Here is a 17,154-nt window from a genome sequence, read left to right on the forward strand (position 1 = left end):
TAATGAATACAGGACTCCGACATGCTTGCGGCCGTCGTCTCCTTCAGTAAAACACCCAGCGCCCGCGACCGTCTTCTCGATGCCGCGATCGAGCTATTTGCAACCCACGGCTACCAAGCAATTAGCTTGCGTGACCTTGCTAGCCATTTGGGGCTTCGCGCCGGATCCCTTTATCACCACATTGAAAACAAACAGAGCTTGCTGTTCGAGCTTATTGAATCAGCCCTGTCGGATCTATTGAACAGCACCAAGCTTCTGATGAAAGGCGCCAAGACCCCCTCTGACCAGTTATGGAGTTTTGTTCAAGCGTTCGTCGCCTTCGATCTATCGGAAAGGAATCGACTGCTGTTGGTTACCCGTGAATTTCTAAACCTTAGCGAAGAATATAAGCAGCAAATCAACCAACTGAAAGGCGCACATGCTTCTCTGCTCAGCGCCATAATTGCCGCTGAATATCGAGAGACAGACCGGCTTGATGAGGATATTTTCCTGGTCACCCATGCGACCATTGGAATGCTCTACGGGCACTCCCTATGGAACAACATCGAGGTGAGCGAGCAGCGCCTGACAGAGACCCTGACTAATTTTGCCCTGGGTATTATTGCCAGAGGCAAAAAGAATTAGTGCCAAAAGCGCGAGAACGCTAACACCCACTTTTCACCAGAGTCATCAGCTCCCCAATAAATGTCATTGATCTCTTCATCGAGCACGGCTTAAAGGCTAGATTGCAGCGCTCCGGGTTCTGGCGAACGCACTCGTGCCAAGCCAGCGCCACAGGTTTTCCGCATCCTGCACTGCGCCATCTACACGCAGGTCTCGCGACTGAAGAACATCACTCGGTGTGCGGTCCCCAGTCCACACCTCAGTCAACGCGCGCACGCTAGAATCCACGACGAGCGTCAGTTCGCGTCCAGGGTCGTCGCGGCATAGATCTGCTACACCCTGTTCAACCACAAGCCACCACTCTTGCTCGCCAGATCGAGCGTCGCGGAACTTAAAGTGAATGACCACCGGCCGGGACGGAAACTTCTCGATGCACGCAAACCGGCGCACGTCCCACATGAGCAGGCCCGCGTCGAGTTCGTCATCGCGAAGGCGACTGCCTATCCAACGCGCGCCCCAATGCCCTAGCGCCATAATGATGGGGCGCAAATCCTCGCCCGCCTCGGTCAGGCTGTACTCCCAGACTTTGCCTGCGGCCGTGCGATGAACGACACCGATATCTTCCAGATGGCGCAGCCGCTGTGCCAGCAAGCTGGTGGACATCCGCGGTACGCCGCGGTGCAGTTCATTGAAACGCTTGCTTCCGCACAGCAATTCGCGCACGACCAACGGTGTCCAGCGCTCACACAGCGCTTCAGCACCGCGCGCGACCGTGCAGAACTGACCGTAGCTTTCATCCATCGCCTGTACTCCGCAACTACAACGCTTCAGATTCTGAACTAGCCTCGCGAATTCCCCAGGCGCACGCTTGAACCTTCCAAAGCCAACCACCACAGGGGAACGTCATGACCAAAATAGCCATCATTCAGCGCCCGCCCGTGCTGCTCGATCGCAGTGCGACGATCGTCCGAGCCGTACAATCGGTCGCTGAAGCTGCGGCGGCCGGAGCCTCGCTGATTGTTTTACCCGAATCGTTCATTCCAGGTTATCCGTCGTGGATCTGGCGGCTGGCGGCAGGAAAGGACGGGGCTTTAATGGGCCAGTTGCACACGCGGCTGCTGACCAACGCCGTTGATATCGCCAACGGTGACCTGAGCCAATTGTGCGAGGCCGCCAGAGCTCACGCCGTGACGATCGTGTGCGGCATCAATGAATGCGACCGTCGCAATGGAGGCGGCACTCTCTACAACAGCGTAGTCGTTATCGGAACGAGCGGCGAAGTGCTCAACCGACACCGCAAGCTGATGCCAACGAATCCCGAGCGTATGGTGCATGGCTTCGGTGATGCGTCCGGCTTGCGTACGGTCGATACAGCGGTCGGCCGCGTTGGTGCGCTCATCTGCTGGGAAAACTACATGCCTCTGGCGCGCTATGCGTTGTATGCCCAAGGGGTGGAAATCTACATCGCCCCCACGTACGACACTGGCGAGGGCTGGATCAGCACGATGCGTCACATTGCACTCGAAGGCAGATGTTTTGTGCTCGGCAGTGGCACTTCGCTGCGCGGCAGCGACATACCCGATGACTTTCCGGCGCGTACACAACTGTTTCCCGATCCGGACGAGTGGATCAACGACGGCGACTCGGTGGTGGTCAATCCTCAAGGCCGACTCGTGGCCGGTCCATTACACCGGGAGGCAGGCATTCTGTATGCGGACATCGACGTCTCACTCGTGGCGCCAGCGCGGCGGGCACTCGACGTCACCGGGCACTATGCGCGCCCTGACATTTTCGAACTGCAGGTTCGGCGCACGCCAGCGACAGCGGTGCGCTACATCGACGGGTGAAGCCACCAGGCAACTTTGAGGCGATCCACTGCATCAGCAGCGGTATCACCTGACAACTTATCAAGGAGTCATTCCATGAGCATTCAAAGGTCTTACAAAGGCAGTTGTTTTTGCGGCGCAGTCGAATTCATCGTCAGCGGTGAACCCGCCGCAATGGGCTATTGCCATTGCGAGTCATGTCGGCATTGGTCAGCAGGACCGGTCAATGCCTTCACGCTATGGAAACCCGAGGCGCTGCACATAACTCGGGGGGCTGACAACATCGGCACCTACAACAAGACAACGCAGAGTTACCGAAAATGGTGCAAGAGTTGCGGCGGGCACATCTTCACCGAACACCCAGGGATGGGACTCATCGACGTGTATGCCGCTGTCATCCCGGATCTCGCTTATACGCCAGGCGTTCACGTCCACTATCAGGAGACCGTGTTACGCATCAAAGATGGATTGCCCAAGCTGAAGGATGTCCCCAACGATTTAGGGGGATCGGGCGTCAGCATCGACGAATAGCGCTAGCAGGGTGCGTGATCCCACCGTGACGGACCGCAATGGGTCGGTTGTCGAAGCGCAATGCTGCGGAAAATCGCGAGACTCGTTTCCGCAAGTAAAGTGACGACCTTGATATCAGCGTCCTACAGAGCAGTAAAAACTCATCCGCCATAGAGCTCTCGAGCTTGGTCGAGCAGCCGTTTGCGGCTGATGTCGCCGACAACGAGCGCGCAACTCTGGAAGCCATCGATCAAAATTTAGAATTCATCAAGATGACGCACGCGGTAATGATAGCGCCGGTGTGAAGGCTACTGGCTACTAACCGTTCAGATATATCTATGAAACAGAATGTGATTCAGTTGGCCCAATTACTTCTGAAGGGAGCAGTCCAGACTCACGTAGTGTCGCCGCCCAGCGCGACGCGAAAAACGAGCTTGGATGGCGAATGAACAGCAATTTTAATGATCGACTGTTGTGCTGAAAATCAGGATACAAAGGGGTGAATCACCCCGGGTTTCTCAGACTCCTCCATGCCTCGAATTGAGGCCCATCAGGAGGTGCCAGGAACAACCCGGGTTACACCGAAGAATTCACATCCAGGCGGTAGATCATGTTCCGCAATTGACTGCGGGCCTCACTTCACGGTGCTCAGGGAAGCGGATCAGTCAGCATTGCGTGAAGCATTCGCGCCATCAGCCTGGGAGTGTCGTCATCATTGAGATAGCACGGCTTTTCCAGAAGGATTGCCCGAGGGAGCGCCATCAGAGTCTGGTAGACCAGAAATTCACCCTTCTCTCGATCCTTCACCCGGATGTCGTTAGCGAAACGGGTCATCAACGCTGAGGTTGCCGTGGTCGTCCAGAGTTGTTTGGCCTGGACCACATCCAGCCGCACCAGCTCATCATAATGAGTGGAGCGCACACTGAAGGCCGGATCGAACAACACCTTTTTTTGATGGCTGGCCAGCACCGCGCGAAGCGCCAGCAAAATACCTTCGAACAAGGTCACCTCTGCCGGCAAGCCCATGATGTTGGCGAACAATTCATTGCGGGCTTCAGATCGATAATCTTCAAACACCGCAGCGATCAATGCCTCCATCGTTGGAAAGTATTCATAGATCGAACTGATCGCTACACCGGAGTCTTCGGCCAGGCGTACGGCACTCAAGCCGTCCCGCCCTTCGTTTTCGAGGATCTGTCGACCGGTTTGCTTCAGTGCTGTAACCAGCGCAATTGAGCGAGCCTGACGCGGCTCTTTGCGAGGTTCTGCAGGTATTTCTACCTGCACGGCTTTCTTGTCTTGAGTTGGTTTGATCACGCCGTCCTCTCCAGAGTGCCGCCCTTCTCCACGGCGGCAAACCGGAGTATGGCCGAGCACGCTCGCTTAGTCAGCGAGTCTGGCGAGCACAGTACGTATTGTTTCCGGGATGCGCACCGAGGTGTGGCTGGCCCGGTCGATATACACGTAGACGATGTGCGCCGCGGCGCACGCTTCGTTCTCGTCATTGCGAAACAGGGCCAATTCGTATCGCGCACTGCTGGTGCCCAGGCGGGAGATTTTCATCGCCACCGTGATCTGGTCGGGGAAACAGATTGATGAGTAATAAGTACAGCCCGAGTTGACGATCAAGCCGATCACCGGGCTGTCGGCAGTGTCCAGGGTGCCCTGCTCGACCAGAAACGCGCTGATTGCCGACTCGCAGTACGAGTAATAGACCACGTTGTTCACATGCCCATAGGCGTCCTGGTCCCCCCAGCGCGTCGGCATTTGGGTGAAACGCCGAAACTGATTCCGGTGTGGCCGGTTGACCTTGCCGCTCACAGGATTTCCCGGTAGATCGAGCGTACATCCGCTTCACTGACTGACCGGGGATTGTTACCCAGAAGGCGTGTCTGGCGCATGGCGTCTACCACCAGCGGCTCGATGTCGGACTCGGTAATACCCAGATCGCGCAGGCGCGTCGGCAGGCCCAGCTCACCGGCCAGGCTGCCGAGGTAGTCGGCCAGGGCAAAGGCTTTATCCTGATCAGAGCCGCTGAAGCCAGGCAGGACAATGCTTGCCAACTGCGCATATTGAGATGCCACCGTCGACAGATTGAAACGCATCACCGGCCCCAGTACCAGCGCATTGGAAAGGCCATGGGGTATGTGGAAACGTGCACCCAGCGGGTACGCCAAGGCATGTACCGCGGCCACCGGGGAATTGGCGAATGCCATACCCGCCAGGCAGGCACCCAGCAACATATTTTCCCGTGCTTGCAAGTTGCTACCGTCCTGACAGGCCTGGAACAGGCTGCCGGACAACAGACGAAGCGCCTCACGCGCCAGACAATCGGATATCGGATTTTTCAGATGCTTGCTGGTAAAGGCCTCGATGGCATGGACCATGGCATCAATCCCTGTCGCGGCCGTGACGTGGGACGGCAGGCCCAGGGTCAGCTCCGCGTCCAGCACCGCCAGGTCGGGCAACAGCATCGGTGAGTAGACCACGTTTTTTTCACCCGCCCCGGTGGTGACCACCGAAACCGACGTCACCTCCGAACCGGTCCCTGCCGTGGTCGGCACCAAAATCAACGGCAGGCGCGGGCCCTTGGCCCGGTTGATCCCGTAGACCTGATTCAACGACTCACCACTGCGCGCCAACAGTGCGGCCAGCTTGGCGGCATCCAGCGAACTGCCACCGCCCAGCCCCACCACACAATCAGCGCCACAGGCTTTTGCGGCATCCACCGCGGCGAGGATTACGGACTCCGGTGGGTCGGCCTGTACCTGAGAAAACACGCTGACGGTTATCTCCTGATCCTCAAGGCCGGCGAGTACCGCATCCAATAAGCGAGCCGCAACCACCCCCGCATCGGTCACCACCAGAACCGACCTGCACCCCATGGCGCTCACCTGCACGGCGAGTCGGGTCGCAGCACCGCGTTCGATGATTATTGACGGGGTTGTCTGAAATACCATTTTCAACATGGAAGCCTCACGAATGGGAATGTTGCACTGAGTTTTTCACGGCGTTGGCGGCTGAGTGTATGTCAGCAAACAGCGTGTTTTCGCCTGAAAAACGTTCACCCGCAGCGAATCCGGAATGCTTCACACGATCGGCACGAACTTCATTTTTAATCGTTTATTTTCAGCAACTTAAGAAGAAGTACAGAACACGGGAATCCGGAACAAAATCCAAATTGGCCTGCCCATACTTGAGCCGCACTCCCCCCCCGGCCTCGCCGGTTCCCACTTCACGAGTAGCGAGCCAGACAATGCCCACATCCCCCCTGTCGATAGAACAAAAAACCCAGCTGTTGCTGAACAACCCGGCAGACTTGGTTAATTATTCCCAGCACGCCTGGAACCAATTGCCTCGCGCCGACATCGACGCGTTACAGCTCAATGGACTCAAGCAGCGTTTCGCCGAACTGCGCCAGCGCATACCGGTACTGAAAAAACTCGCCGACGCCCAAGGCATCGAACAGCTCGAGCAACTCGACGACGTCGTGCCGCTGCTGTTCGAACACACCGTATACAAGTCCTACCCGCCTTCGTTGCTGGAGAAGCGCAGCTTTGGCCAGATCAACAAGTGGCTGAGCAAACTGGTGACCCCGGACATTGCCGAGGCTATCGCGGCGGTGAACGTCAGCGATTGCCAGGGCCTCGATGAATGGTTCGAAACCATGGACGAGGCTGTGCCGCAACTGCGCATCAGCCACACTTCGGGCACTTCCGGCACCCTGTCGTTCCTGCCCCAGGGCGTGCATGAGTGGGACAAATTCGCCCAACTGCGCAAAATGATGGTGTGGAGCATGGACGGTCCGGACACCCCATCGCCCAACTTGCACACGATCTACCCTTACTATCGCAGGGGCTACCTGAGCCATGTGCGCGTCCACGCCGCGATGATCCCGGCGCTGTTGCCTGACGAATCGCATTTCCATGCGGCGTACCCGACCACTCTCAGCACTGACGTGCTGCATCTGGGCGCCAAGCTGCGTGCGGCGCAGTCCAAAGGCACCCTCGACCGGCTGGTGATCAGCCCACAATTGCTGGAAAAGAAGAAGGCGTTCGACCGGTTGCAGGCCGACATGCCTGCGCATCTGGCGACCTTCTTCGATCACATGTCCACCGAACTCAGGGGCCAGCGTGTCTACGTCGCTGCCACCTGGAACCTGCTGCACAGCATGGCCAAGGCTGGCCTGGCGCGCGGACTGGAAGGTGTCTTCCACCCTGACTCGTTCGTGCACACTTCCGGTGGCGGCAAAGGCGTCGTGCAACCCGAGGGCTGGCGCGAAGACGTGCTGCGCTTTACCGGGGCAAAGACCCTCAACGAATCCTATGCCATGTCGGAAATTGTCGGCGGCGCGCATGCCCGTTGCGAAGCTGGCCACTTCCACTTCGCCCCTACGGTCATTCCCTACCTGCTCGATCCGCAAACCAGCCAGCCATTGCCGCGCACCGGCCGCGTCACCGGTCGTGCCGCATTCTTCGACCTCGGCGCAGAGATCCGTTGGGGCGGCTTTATCACCGGCGATGAAATCACCATCGAATGGGACCAGCCCTGCACCTGCGGTCGACCCAGTTGCTACGTGGTCGGGCCGATCCAGCGCTACAGCGAACTCAATGGCGGTGACGACAAGATCACCTGCGCCGCAACTGAAGACTCCCATCGCCAGGCGATGGACTTCCTCAACACCCTGGAGGGCTGACCCCATGAGCAAACCCATCGCGCCAATGATCATCCGTGGCAACGTCATCACCGACAACCTGATCGACGTCGGCGGCCGTGGCGGCGACCTGATCTTTCAGACCCCGGATGCCCACCAATACATCGACCAGTTGCCACTGGGTAATCCGGCCAGACTCGCCGACCTGTACACCCTCAGCTTCAAGGACATCCTCGACTACGCCGAAGCCCTTGGTGAACGCCTGGAGTTCGATAAAAACCCCTTTTTGCAGGAAGCCTGCGAGCTGTCCTACCTGACAGCACCGGTCACACCGAGCATGGTCAAGGGCAGCTACATGGGGCTGCGCCATATGCTCACCCGCGAGTCGGTCACCGAACAGGTGGAGAGCTCAGTGGGCGTCAAATACCTCGAAAGCTGGGTCAGGCAGCGTTTGCTCGACGGCACCGAACTGGAGGTACGCTGCTTCGGCGCGCGGACCCTGCACATCGTCGCGGGCAATGCCACCGGGCTATCGCTGTTGACCATTTTGCGCAACATGGTGCTGCGCAGTGACGCGATCATCAAGGCACCGTCCAACGACCCTTTCACCGCCCTCGCCATCGCCCGCACCATGGTGGAAATGGCGCCGGACCATCCCTTGACCAAACACCTCAGCGTCGCTTATTGGAAAGGCGGCGATCAAGCCTTCGAGGAGCGTCTGTACCAGCCGCAGAACCTGGAGAAGATCGTGGCCTGGGGCGGCTATGCATCGATGAAGCACGTGACCCGCTACATCCAGCCGGGGCTGGAACTGATTTCCCTGGACCCCAAACGCAGCGCCAGCATCATCGGCAAGGACACCTTCGACAACGAAGCAACCATGCGCGAGGCCGCCGTGCGTCTGGCCAGCGACATCGGCGCACTGAACCAGAAGGCCTGCGTGTGCGCCCGGGTGGTCTACGTACAAAGCGGCACCGATGAGGCCGGCCTGGCGCAACTGAACACCTTTGGTCGTTATGTCTACGACGCCATGCAAACCCTGCCCAACACCCTCAGCACCGTGCCCAAACGCTACGACCAGGGCTTGAAGGCCGAAGTCGACGCACTGCGCCTGGATGACGAGTGGTATCAGGTGATCGGTGGCCAGGACGGTGAAGGTGCGGTCATTTGCTCGCAACTGCCGGAAGCGGTGTCATTCGCCACCCGGCTCGACGACCGCACCGCCAATCTGGTCCCCGTCGATGACCTCAACGAGATGATGGATGCGGTGGATGCCTACACCCAGACCGTCGGTGTCTACCCGGAAAGCATCAAGGATGAACTCAAGGACATCCTGCCGCTGTATGGCGCCCAACGCATCGTCTCGTTGGGCTACGCGGCGGGACTGAAATGGGCGGGGCCGCAAGACTCCATTGAGCCGCTACGGCGCATGGGCAAGTGGATCGTCAACCAGATCGCCTCGCCGGAAATGACCCCTGCGCCCTGGTTGCGTCCATCGATCTGATCTGCCCTCCGGTTTAACGCAGAGTCACTGTAGGAGCGAGCAGGCTCGCGATGGTCGCTAACGATAACGCTGGGAACCTGGCACTGCGCGGTGTTCTCGGGCTCATCGCGAGCGTGCTCGCTCCTGCAGGCAATGGCGGCGCAGCCGGAACTCCAACTTCATTCAAGGATATTTGAGCCATGACCACCTGCCTGGGATTTGCCGCACACAGTGCCCACACTGCCCTTACCCCGTTTCGCTTCGAGCGGCGGCCGCTGCGCGCCGATGATGTGGCCATCGATATCGCCTTTTGCGGCGTCTGCCATTCCGATGCGCATCAGGTACACAACGACTGGAACAACACGGTCTATCCCATCGTGCCCGGTCACGAGATCGTCGGATATGTCACGGCCGTCGGCAGCAACGTCAGCCGCTTCAAGATTGGCGACCGGGTCGCGGTCGGTTGCCAGGTCGACAGTTGCCTGCAATGCGCGCCCTGCGCTGAGCATCAGGAGCAACTGTGTATCCACGGCCCTACGCCGACCTACAATGGGAAGGATCGTCACACCGGCGAAATGACCTACGGCGGTTACGCCGAGCACATCATTGTCCGCGAACAGTTCGTGCTGCGTATGCCGGATAGCCTCGATCCACGTTTCGCTGCACCGCTGCTATGCGCCGGGATTACCGTCTGGAACCCGATGCGTCGCTATGGCGTCGGCAAGGATTCTAAAATCGCTGTGGTCGGTCTTGGCGGTCTAGGGCACATGGCGGTGAAACTGGCGGCGGCCCTGGGTGCCGAAGTCACGGTCATCACCACGTCACCGGGCAAGGCCGACGATGCCATCGCCCTCGGTGCTCATCACGTGCTGTTGTCCAATGATTCGCCAGCCATGGCGGCAGCAGCCAATGCCTTCGAATTCATCATCGACACCATTCCCAGCCGGCACAACGTCAACCCGTACCTGATGCTGTTGGGGCGCAATGGTGTTCTGGTGCTGGTCGGGGCCATCGAACCCCTTGAACCTATTCATGGCGGCTTGCTGATTCGCAACAATCGCACCCTGGCTGGCTCGCTGATCGGTGGCATTCAGGCGATCCAGGAATTACTGGATTTCTGCGCCGAGCATCAGGTATTGCCCAGCTGTGAAATGATTGATATCAAGGACATCAACACGGCCTTTGAACGCCTGCAACGCAATGACGTGAAGTACCGCTTCGTGATCGACATGAACAGCCTGCACGACGTTGCGCAGTGATCATGGTGTTCGCTGCGGTGGACTTCACCGCAGCGGCCTCTTGAGGTGGCTGTCGCAAACGAACAATCTCCAATCCCCGTCGCACGGACTGACTCAAGGACACACATGAAAGCCATCCAACTCCAACACCCCGCCGGCCTCGACAATCTGCGTCTGGTCGACATGACCGCACCCGGTGCTCCCGCAGCCGGCGAGATCCAGGTGCGCATACACGCCAGCTCGCTCAACTACCATGACCTCGGTGTCGTCACCGGCCACGCCGGAGCAGCGGATGGCCGTATCCCCATGGCCGATGGCGCCGGTGTTGTCACCGCAGTGGGCGACGGCGTGACAGAATTCACCGTGGGTGATTGCGTGGTGTCGTGCTTCTTCCCGCACTGGCAATCGGGTCGTGTCGTACCGACGACCTTCCAGACTGTCCCTGGTGACGGCGTGGACGGGTTTGCCCGCGAGCTGATCAACCTGCCGATCGAGGCGTTCACCCTGGCGCCCAAGGGCTACACCTTCGAAGAAGCCGCCACACTGACCACGGCCGGCCTGACGGCCTGGCGTGCGCTGGTGGTCGATGCTCAGATCAAGGCTGGCGACACCGTACTGGTGCTGGGCACCGGTGGTGTCTCGATCTTTGCCTTGCAAATGGCCAAGACCATGGGCGCACGGGTCATTGCCACGACGTCTTCCGAAGCCAAGAAAGAACGCTTGCTGGCACTGGGGGCGGACCATGTCATCAACTACAAGGACCAGCCTGAATGGGGTGATGCAGTGCTCGCCGCAACCGACGGCCACGGAGCCGATATCGTGGTGGAAGTGGGTGGCCCGGGCACATTGCCGCAGTCCATCCGCGCTTGCGCAGCCGGTGGCCACATTGCGCTGATCGGCGTGCTCACCGGGTTTGCCGGCAGCGTGCCGACACTGGAATTGATGCGCAAACAGCAGACGCTGCGTGGCCTGATCGTCGGTAGCCGTGAACAGCAACAGGACATGGTGCGGGCGCTGGAAAACTTCAGCTGGCGCCCGGTCATCGACAGCCGCTATCCGCTGGAACAGATTGCCGAAGCCTTTGCCCATCAACTTTGCGCCGGGCATTTTGGCAAGATCTGCCTGCACTACTAATCCTGCAGGAGCAAGCTTGCTCGCGATGGTGTCTCGACAGGCAGCCGCGATGTTGACTGACACACCGCCTTCGCGAGCAAGCTTGCTCCTACGGGTTATGCGCCAGGGCTGCGATTACAGGTACACCACGCATCCTTGTAGGAGCGAGCCTGCTCGCGAAAAACATCAGGGCAACGCGTTCCATCAGTCAGCCCGCGTCATCGTTGAGGACCATCGCGAGCAAGCTTGCTCCTACGGGTTATGTGCCAGGGCTGCGATTACAGGTACACCACGCATCCTTGCAGGAGCGAGCCTGCTCGCGAAAAATGTCAGGGCAACGCGTTCCATCAGTCAGCCCGCGTCATCGTTGAGGACCATCGCGAGCAAGCTTGCTCCTACGGGTTATGCGCCAGGGCTGCGATTACAGGTACACCACGCATCCTTGTAGGAGCGAGCCTGCTCGCGAAAAACGTCAGGGCAACGCGTTCCATCAGGCAGCCCGCGTCATCGTTGAGGACCATCGCGAGCAAGCTTGTTCCTACACTTGCGCCACTTCTTCAGCGCGAGGTTTTGCGCGGGGTGCGCTCTTCGAGAATATCGCCCATGCGCACTTCGATCAGGCTCTTGATCTTTTGATGCGGCAGAATGTAGAAGCGATTTTCTTTCACGGCATCGAGGGTGATGCGTGCGATGTCCGTCGCACTGAGCTTGCCGGCCAAGGTCGCCTTGCGCGTCTGCTCTTCGTACTTTTCCCTCAGCGGATTGGTCGCAGCCAATTCGGCCGGACGATTGCGTCCGGCGTCGGCAATGCCTGTCGGAACGAAGGCCGGGCACAGCACCGACACGCCGATTGAGGCGTTTTCTTCCTCCAGTTCAAGTTGCAGACATTCGGACATCGTCACCACCGCATGCTTGGTCGCACAGTAGATGCCATTGCCCGGCACCGACAGCAACCCGGCGACCGAGGCTGTGTTGACGATATGGCATTGATCCTTCTGCGCCAGCATCCGCGGCACAAAACTGCGAATACCATGCGCAACACCCATCACGTTGATGCCGAACATCCACGCCCAATCCTGTTCGGTCGTGGCCCACAGCGGGCCGCCGACCAATACTCCGGCATTGTTGAACAGCAGGTGCGTGGCGCCGAAGCGCGCATAAGTGGCAACCGCCAATTGCTCGACCTGCTCGGCCCGCGCGACATCGCAGGTCATCGTCAGTACCTGAGTGCCCATCGGCAGCAGGGCAACGGTGCCTTGCAGGTTTTTTTCATCGATATCGGTCAACGCCAGGTGCATGCCTTCGTTGGCGCAAGCTATCGCCAGTTCGCGACCAAAGCCGCTGGCGGCCCCGGTGATCACCGCGACTTTGTCGTGCAGTGGGCTCATGTTGGTTTTCCAGTCCTATTCAATCCGTAAAAGGCTGTAGCGCTTGTCAATGCAACCACTACAACGTGCTACACAGGTGCCCGGCATCCACGAGGATCTCACTGCCGGTCATGCCCCGACTGGCATCGGAGGCCAGCAACAGCAAGGCACCGTCCAGATCCGCCGGCGTGCAAAAACGCCGGGTGGGAATACGGGCCCGCAACTTTTCGCCCGCCTCGCTGCGCAGGAAATCGCTGTTGAGCTCGGTCATCACATAGCCGGGGGCGATGGAGTTGACCCGGATCTCGTGGCGCGCCAGTTCCAGCGCCAGGGATCGGGTCAAATGGCTCAAGCCAGCCTTCGCCGCGACGTAGGGGCTCAGGCTGCCGGCAACGCGGCTGGCGAGAATCGACGTCACGTTGATCAGACTGCCGCCGCGCTGCGCCTCGACCATGCGTCGTGCCACTTCCTGCGCGACGATCCAGGCGCCCTTGAGGTTGGTGCCAACCACTCGGTCCCAATCTTCATCGGTGTACTCCAGCACATGCAGGCTGTCGCTGACACCGGCGTTATTGACCAGAATATCCAGCGGCCCCATGTCTTCGGCAATCCGCGCCAGGCAATGGTTGACCGAGGCTCGGTCAGTCACGTCCAGAGTGAACGCACGGGCACACCCGCCATCGCCTTCGATTTCTTCGACCAGGGTCTGCAACTGCTCGACCCGCCGGGCCGCTACCGCCACTTCGGCACCCGCCGCCGCCAGCGTCCGGGCGAAATGCCGACCGAGACCACTGGAAGCACCCGTGACCAGGGCACGCCGGCCCGTCAGATCAAACAGCTGAGTGATTGCAGGTTTCATCAAGAAAACTCCTTGTGTCCTTCGAGGATTTTTTTCGCCAGGCTCATGCGGTGCACTTCGCTTGGGCCGTCATAAATTCGGAACGGGCGGATGTCGCGGAAGATGCGCTCGACCACCGTTTCACCGGTCACGCCGCGGCCACCCAGAATCTGTACGCAACGATCAACCACATGCCACAGGGCTTCAGCGCTCAACACCTTGGTCATGCTTGACTCGACATTGCCGCGACCGCCTTCGTCCAGCACCCAGGCGCAATGCCAGATCGACAGGCGGGTGCTGTGCAGCGCCATCTGGTTGTCGGCCAGCATGAAACCCACCCCTTGGTGCTCGCCCAGGGTCTTGCCGAACGAGTCGCGGGTTCTTGCGTAGTCGCAGGCAATGTCATGGGCACGCCGGGCAGCGCCCAGCCAACGCATGCAGTGGGTCAGCCGCGCGGGCGCCAGGCGCACTTGTGCATAGCGAAAACCCTTGCCGATTTCACCCAGCACATCGGTGGCGGGAATCCGCAGGTTTTCGAAACGCAGCACGGAGTGGCCACCTGAAAAACAGCTGTCCAGGGTCTTGAGTTGCCGCTCGTGGATAATCCCCGGCGCGTTCATGTCGGTCAGGAACATGGTCGCCGAGCCGTCCTCCATGCGCGCCATGATGATGGCGAACCCGGCGCCATCGGCCCCGGTGATCAGCCATTTGCGACCATTGATCACGTAGTGATCGCCGTCGCGCACGGCGACAGTCTGCATCATAGAAGGATCGGAGCCCGCACCCGGCGCCGGCTCGGTCATGGCAAAGCAGGAGCGAATCCGGCCGCTGACCAGAGGCCGCAGCCAGCGATCTTTCTGCGCTGGGGTGGCAACCTCGTCCATCAGGTGAATGTTGCCTTCGTCCGGCGCATGGATATTCAGTGCAATCGGGCCCAGCGGCGAGTATCCGGCCTCTTCGAAGACGATGGCTTTGGCGAAGTGGCTCAGGCCTGCACCGCCCATTTCGCGGCTGGCATGGGGGCACAACAGTCCGGCGATACGCGCCTTGGCCAGTAGCTCCTGGCGCAACTCCTCGCTGGGGCCGTGCGCCGTCAAGCGCGGATCGGCTTCCATGGGGATCACCTGTTCGGCGATAAAAGCGCGGGTCTTTTCGCGCAGGTCCAGCAACTCTTGAGGGATCGTAAAGTTCATGGGGGTCCTGGTTTATGTTCGACTAGAGTCGTTGTTCGGCAAGCGGCGCGAGTTGCGCGTAAATGCGCTCCATCACGGTGTGTCGCTGGTTTGTCTTGGCAAGGTCGCAGGGCGTCAGGTTGACGACACGCACATGGCAGCGCAGGACGCGACCGGCCTGCATGTCGATATCGATGATGTTCAGGCAGGCGTTGTCCTGTTCCAGGGCGGCGGCGCAACCGCTCGGACCACCGAGCGCCCATCCCAGCAACAGGCGATTGACGGCGTCATGACTGACCAACAGCAAGCTTTGCCATTCGGGTTCGGCCAGCACTTCTTCGAAGCGCGTCATGACCCGACGGTCGAAATCGCTCCAGCGCTCGCCACCCATGAAGCGGCCTTCAGGATCGGCAAAGGTGTCGTAGGCGTAGCTGACCTGCTGTTGCAGTTGCTGCGGTGCAATCTCGCGCAGACGACCGGCACGCACTTCCCGTAGCTGCGCGCACGCCTGGAGTTCGATCTGACGATCGCCCAGCAGCCCCTCGGCAGTCTGCCGGGCGCGTGGGTAATCGGAGCACAGCGCTCGGTCGAAATGGATCGGCGTCATCACCTGCGCCAGTTGCCGCACCTGCTCTTCTCCCAGAGCGGAAAGCGGCACGCTGCGCGGGTCCAGCGGCTGGCCTTCGGGCGAGAAATAATCCACATGCCCATGGCGTACCAGGTAGCAACGACGTCGCATAACCGTTGGAGCATTCATTGGCCAAGCGCCTTCGGATTGCTGATGGACAGCCGCGCCCGAGTGATCGCCAGGAGCGCCGACAACAGGCGATCCTGTTCAACACCGGGCGTGTCGAAACGGCCTTGGCGAATAGCCCGGCACAGGGCCTGACGTGCATCCGCCAGTGAGCCATGGTCATCCCCCAGCAGTCCTGTCAGCCATTGTGTTTCCGCGGCCAGCGCCTGTTCACCTTCATTACATTCGCGCCCGGCAATGGCCATGGCATTGGCGACCATCAGCGCTGGATAGCGCAGGTTGGCCGGCAGCTGCGGCAGTAATTCATCGAGCAGGGTTTGACGGGCAATCGCCAGCAATTCATTCGCATCGAGACGGATGTTCATCAGCGCAGTCCTCCGGTCAACCGCAATATGTCCAGTTCCAGTTCAGGGACCAGCGTGCCGGTCAGGGCCAGCTCCAGCGACGGTTCCTCACCGGACAAATGCCGCTGGGCCTGCTGCTGGGCGATGACCGCCCAACGCAAGGTGGCCATGACCTGCCAGAAGACCAATTCTTCGGGTTCGATGTTGAGGGCAGACACCTCGGTGTAACCCCGCATGAAATGTTCCAGCGTGCCGATGCCGCCCGCCTCCAGGTCAGGCCGGGCGAACCGCCAGCAGCGGGCGGTGAACCAGCCGATGTCTTCGCGCGGATCACCCCAACCGGTGAATTCCCAGTCCAGTACCGCCTGCAACCGGCTGGACTCGGCCAGATAATTGCCGGTGCGGAAGTCACCGTGGAGCAAGCACCGGGCGGTGCTTTGTGGCGCGTTTGATTCACACCAGCGCAAGCCCCACTCCAGTACGGGTTGAACGGCGCCGAGGCGGTCCAATATGGCACGCAGGGCATCAATCGAGGCCGGCACCGAAACCTGCTGCGGGTCGCCAAGGAACGCCAGGCTTGCCTCGCCAGGTGAGATGCAATGGATACGGGCCAGGTTGGCGCCCAAATCGACAACCAACTGTTGATCGCCTTGGACCCCTGAGTGACTGGTAAGTCGATGGCCGGCAGTGATGCCGGACACCCACTCCATAACGAAAAATGACCGCCCGTGTACCGAGGTGTCTTCGCACAACCAAAGGGGCCGGGGTACCTTGACCCCGGCTCGGTGCACCGCACTCAACACGGCGAACTCCTGAGCGCGACTCAGGCTCTCCTGCACGGCCGATTGCGCATCGCTGCGCAGCACCCAGCGCTGGACGCCTGCAAACACGCCCCCCTCCACACTCACCTCGAGCAACCAGTTTTCCTGAATGGCACCACCAGACAGGCGCTGCTGGTTGTCGACGGTCACCCGTAGTGCGCCGGCCTGAGCACAGAGGAAGGCTTCAAGCCTGGCTTTTTTCAGTTGTGTTTCGGGTTGCGGTACTCCCGCCGCTGCTACGTTCGGACTGCTCATTAGACGCCGCACCTGACCTGTTGGACTTGTTGTTGAAAAGGATGGATGCAGTTGAGCAATTGCCGGGCCAGCTTTTCAATGCAACGCGCTAGACCGCTTAGCGCCTTATAAAACCTGGCCTGCAGCCCTTCACCTGAACATGGCCCGGCGTTTTCAGGAAGATCGGCATTGCATTA

At 59.8% G+C, this 17,154-nt stretch carries 17 protein-coding genes; 7 read left to right on the forward strand and 10 right to left on the reverse strand.

The window, feature by feature from the left end:
* Nucleotides 1-21: 21 nt before the first annotated feature.
* A complete protein-coding gene (locus tag QMK58_RS18435) occupies nt 22-624 on the forward strand; it encodes a TetR/AcrR family transcriptional regulator (RefSeq protein ID WP_320395244.1) in 603 nt (200 codons plus the stop codon).
* A 96-nt stretch (nt 625-720) separates the two neighbouring features.
* Here the strand turns inward: QMK58_RS18435 and QMK58_RS18440 are convergent, their stop codons facing one another.
* Nucleotides 721-1,404 carry a winged helix-turn-helix transcriptional regulator gene (locus QMK58_RS18440; RefSeq protein ID WP_053158426.1) on the reverse strand — a complete coding sequence of 228 codons (684 nt, stop codon included), beginning with the start codon at nt 1,402-1,404 and terminating at the stop codon, nt 721-723.
* Between the two features lie 104 nt (nt 1,405-1,508).
* Between QMK58_RS18440 and QMK58_RS18445 the strand changes: the two genes are divergently transcribed.
* Nucleotides 1,509-2,450, forward strand: coding sequence for a carbon-nitrogen hydrolase family protein (locus QMK58_RS18445; protein ID WP_053158423.1), 942 nt, complete (start codon nt 1,509-1,511; stop codon nt 2,448-2,450).
* Between the two features lie 75 nt (nt 2,451-2,525).
* Nucleotides 2,526-2,960 (forward strand): GFA family protein, encoded by a 435-nt coding sequence (locus QMK58_RS18450; RefSeq protein ID WP_053158420.1) that lies wholly within the window; start codon nt 2,526-2,528, stop codon nt 2,958-2,960.
* A gap of 627 nt (nt 2,961-3,587) precedes the next feature.
* Here the strand turns inward: QMK58_RS18450 and QMK58_RS18455 are convergent.
* From QMK58_RS18455 to QMK58_RS18465, 3 genes are all read right to left on the reverse strand, one after another.
* A complete protein-coding gene (locus tag QMK58_RS18455) occupies nt 3,588-4,256 on the reverse strand; it encodes a TetR/AcrR family transcriptional regulator (RefSeq protein ID WP_320396548.1) in 669 nt (222 codons plus the stop codon).
* 66 nt (nt 4,257-4,322) lie between these two features.
* On the reverse strand, nt 4,323-4,760 hold the full coding sequence (locus QMK58_RS18460) for an acyl-CoA thioesterase (RefSeq protein WP_053158403.1): 438 nt from the start codon (nt 4,758-4,760) through the stop codon (nt 4,323-4,325).
* Nucleotides 4,757-5,908: an iron-containing alcohol dehydrogenase gene (locus QMK58_RS18465; protein ID WP_320395245.1), complete on the reverse strand. Its 1,152-nt coding sequence runs from the start codon at nt 5,906-5,908 to the stop codon at nt 4,757-4,759. Before QMK58_RS18465 ends, QMK58_RS18460 begins: the two co-directional genes overlap by 4 nt.
* Nucleotides 5,909-6,195: 287 nt before the next feature.
* On the opposite strand from QMK58_RS18465, the gene QMK58_RS18470 reads away from it, so the two are divergent.
* The 4 genes from QMK58_RS18470 (at nt 6,196) to QMK58_RS18485 (ending at nt 11,448) form a co-directional block, all read left to right on the forward strand.
* Entirely contained in the window at nt 6,196-7,635 is a 1,440-nt protein-coding gene (locus QMK58_RS18470; RefSeq protein ID WP_053158397.1) for a hypothetical protein, read from the forward strand.
* Between the two features lie 4 nt (nt 7,636-7,639).
* Nucleotides 7,640-9,097 carry an acyl-CoA reductase gene (locus tag QMK58_RS18475; protein ID WP_053158394.1) on the forward strand — a complete coding sequence of 486 codons (1,458 nt, stop codon included), beginning with the start codon at nt 7,640-7,642 and terminating at the stop codon, nt 9,095-9,097.
* Nucleotides 9,098-9,276: 179 nt separating this feature from the next.
* Nucleotides 9,277-10,335, forward strand: a complete 1,059-nt coding sequence (locus tag QMK58_RS18480; protein WP_053158392.1) for an NAD(P)-dependent alcohol dehydrogenase — start codon at nt 9,277-9,279, stop codon at nt 10,333-10,335.
* Between the two features lie 105 nt (nt 10,336-10,440).
* Entirely contained in the window at nt 10,441-11,448 is a 1,008-nt protein-coding gene (locus QMK58_RS18485) for a zinc-dependent alcohol dehydrogenase family protein (protein ID WP_053158389.1), read from the forward strand.
* A 536-nt stretch (nt 11,449-11,984) separates the two neighbouring features.
* Here the strand turns inward: QMK58_RS18485 and QMK58_RS18490 are convergent.
* From QMK58_RS18490 to QMK58_RS18515, 6 genes are read right to left on the reverse strand one after another with little or no spacing between them, the layout of a single operon-like run.
* Nucleotides 11,985-12,815 carry an SDR family NAD(P)-dependent oxidoreductase gene (locus QMK58_RS18490; RefSeq protein WP_320395246.1) on the reverse strand — a complete coding sequence of 277 codons (831 nt, stop codon included), beginning with the start codon at nt 12,813-12,815 and terminating at the stop codon, nt 11,985-11,987.
* 58 nt (nt 12,816-12,873) lie between these two features.
* Nucleotides 12,874-13,653, reverse strand: a complete 780-nt coding sequence (locus QMK58_RS18495; RefSeq protein WP_053158383.1) for an SDR family NAD(P)-dependent oxidoreductase — start codon at nt 13,651-13,653, stop codon at nt 12,874-12,876.
* The gene (locus QMK58_RS18500; protein WP_053158380.1) at nt 13,653-14,825 is read right to left on the reverse strand and encodes an acyl-CoA dehydrogenase family protein; all 1,173 of its coding nucleotides are present in this window, start codon (nt 14,823-14,825) and stop codon (nt 13,653-13,655) included. Before QMK58_RS18500 ends, QMK58_RS18495 begins: the two co-directional genes overlap by 1 nt.
* A gap of 22 nt (nt 14,826-14,847) precedes the next feature.
* Nucleotides 14,848-15,561: a histidine phosphatase family protein gene (locus QMK58_RS18505; protein ID WP_053158377.1), complete on the reverse strand. Its 714-nt coding sequence runs from the start codon at nt 15,559-15,561 to the stop codon at nt 14,848-14,850.
* Entirely contained in the window at nt 15,558-15,923 is a 366-nt protein-coding gene (locus QMK58_RS18510) for a DUF6285 domain-containing protein (protein ID WP_320395247.1), read from the reverse strand. The genes QMK58_RS18505 and QMK58_RS18510 overlap by 4 nt, the downstream gene beginning before the upstream one ends.
* Nucleotides 15,923-16,978, reverse strand: coding sequence for a phosphotransferase family protein (locus tag QMK58_RS18515; protein ID WP_320395248.1), 1,056 nt, complete (start codon nt 16,976-16,978; stop codon nt 15,923-15,925). The genes QMK58_RS18510 and QMK58_RS18515 overlap by 1 nt, the downstream gene beginning before the upstream one ends.
* Nucleotides 16,979-17,154 lie beyond the last annotated feature (176 nt).

This window comes from Pseudomonas sp. P8_241 (genome assembly GCF_034008315.1).
Classification (GTDB): domain Bacteria; phylum Pseudomonadota; class Gammaproteobacteria; order Pseudomonadales; family Pseudomonadaceae; genus Aquipseudomonas.

Excerpts from the sequence above, each read along its gene's own strand:
- QMK58_RS18435 (WP_320395244.1), top strand. The coding sequence starts at position 22 with ATGCTTGCGGCCGTCGTCTCCTTCAGTAAAACACCCAGCGCCCGCGAC.
- QMK58_RS18440 (WP_053158426.1), bottom strand. The coding sequence starts at position 1,404 with ATGGATGAAAGCTACGGTCAGTTCTGCACGGTCGCGCGCGGTGCTGAA.
- QMK58_RS18445 (WP_053158423.1), top strand. The coding sequence starts at position 1,509 with ATGACCAAAATAGCCATCATTCAGCGCCCGCCCGTGCTGCTCGATCGC.
- QMK58_RS18450 (WP_053158420.1), top strand. The coding sequence starts at position 2,526 with ATGAGCATTCAAAGGTCTTACAAAGGCAGTTGTTTTTGCGGCGCAGTC.
- QMK58_RS18465 (WP_320395245.1), bottom strand. The coding sequence starts at position 5,908 with ATGTTGAAAATGGTATTTCAGACAACCCCGTCAATAATCATCGAACGC.
- QMK58_RS18470 (WP_053158397.1), top strand. The coding sequence starts at position 6,196 with ATGCCCACATCCCCCCTGTCGATAGAACAAAAAACCCAGCTGTTGCTG.
- QMK58_RS18475 (WP_053158394.1), top strand. The coding sequence starts at position 7,640 with ATGAGCAAACCCATCGCGCCAATGATCATCCGTGGCAACGTCATCACC.
- QMK58_RS18480 (WP_053158392.1), top strand. The coding sequence starts at position 9,277 with ATGACCACCTGCCTGGGATTTGCCGCACACAGTGCCCACACTGCCCTT.
- QMK58_RS18485 (WP_053158389.1), top strand. The coding sequence starts at position 10,441 with ATGAAAGCCATCCAACTCCAACACCCCGCCGGCCTCGACAATCTGCGT.
- QMK58_RS18490 (WP_320395246.1), bottom strand. The coding sequence starts at position 12,815 with ATGAGCCCACTGCACGACAAAGTCGCGGTGATCACCGGGGCCGCCAGC.
- QMK58_RS18495 (WP_053158383.1), bottom strand. The coding sequence starts at position 13,653 with ATGAAACCTGCAATCACTCAGCTGTTTGATCTGACGGGCCGGCGTGCC.
- QMK58_RS18500 (WP_053158380.1), bottom strand. The coding sequence starts at position 14,825 with ATGAACTTTACGATCCCTCAAGAGTTGCTGGACCTGCGCGAAAAGACC.
- QMK58_RS18505 (WP_053158377.1), bottom strand. The coding sequence starts at position 15,561 with ATGAATGCTCCAACGGTTATGCGACGTCGTTGCTACCTGGTACGCCAT.
- QMK58_RS18510 (WP_320395247.1), bottom strand. The coding sequence starts at position 15,923 with ATGAACATCCGTCTCGATGCGAATGAATTGCTGGCGATTGCCCGTCAA.
- QMK58_RS18515 (WP_320395248.1), bottom strand. The coding sequence starts at position 16,978 with ATGAGCAGTCCGAACGTAGCAGCGGCGGGAGTACCGCAACCCGAAACA.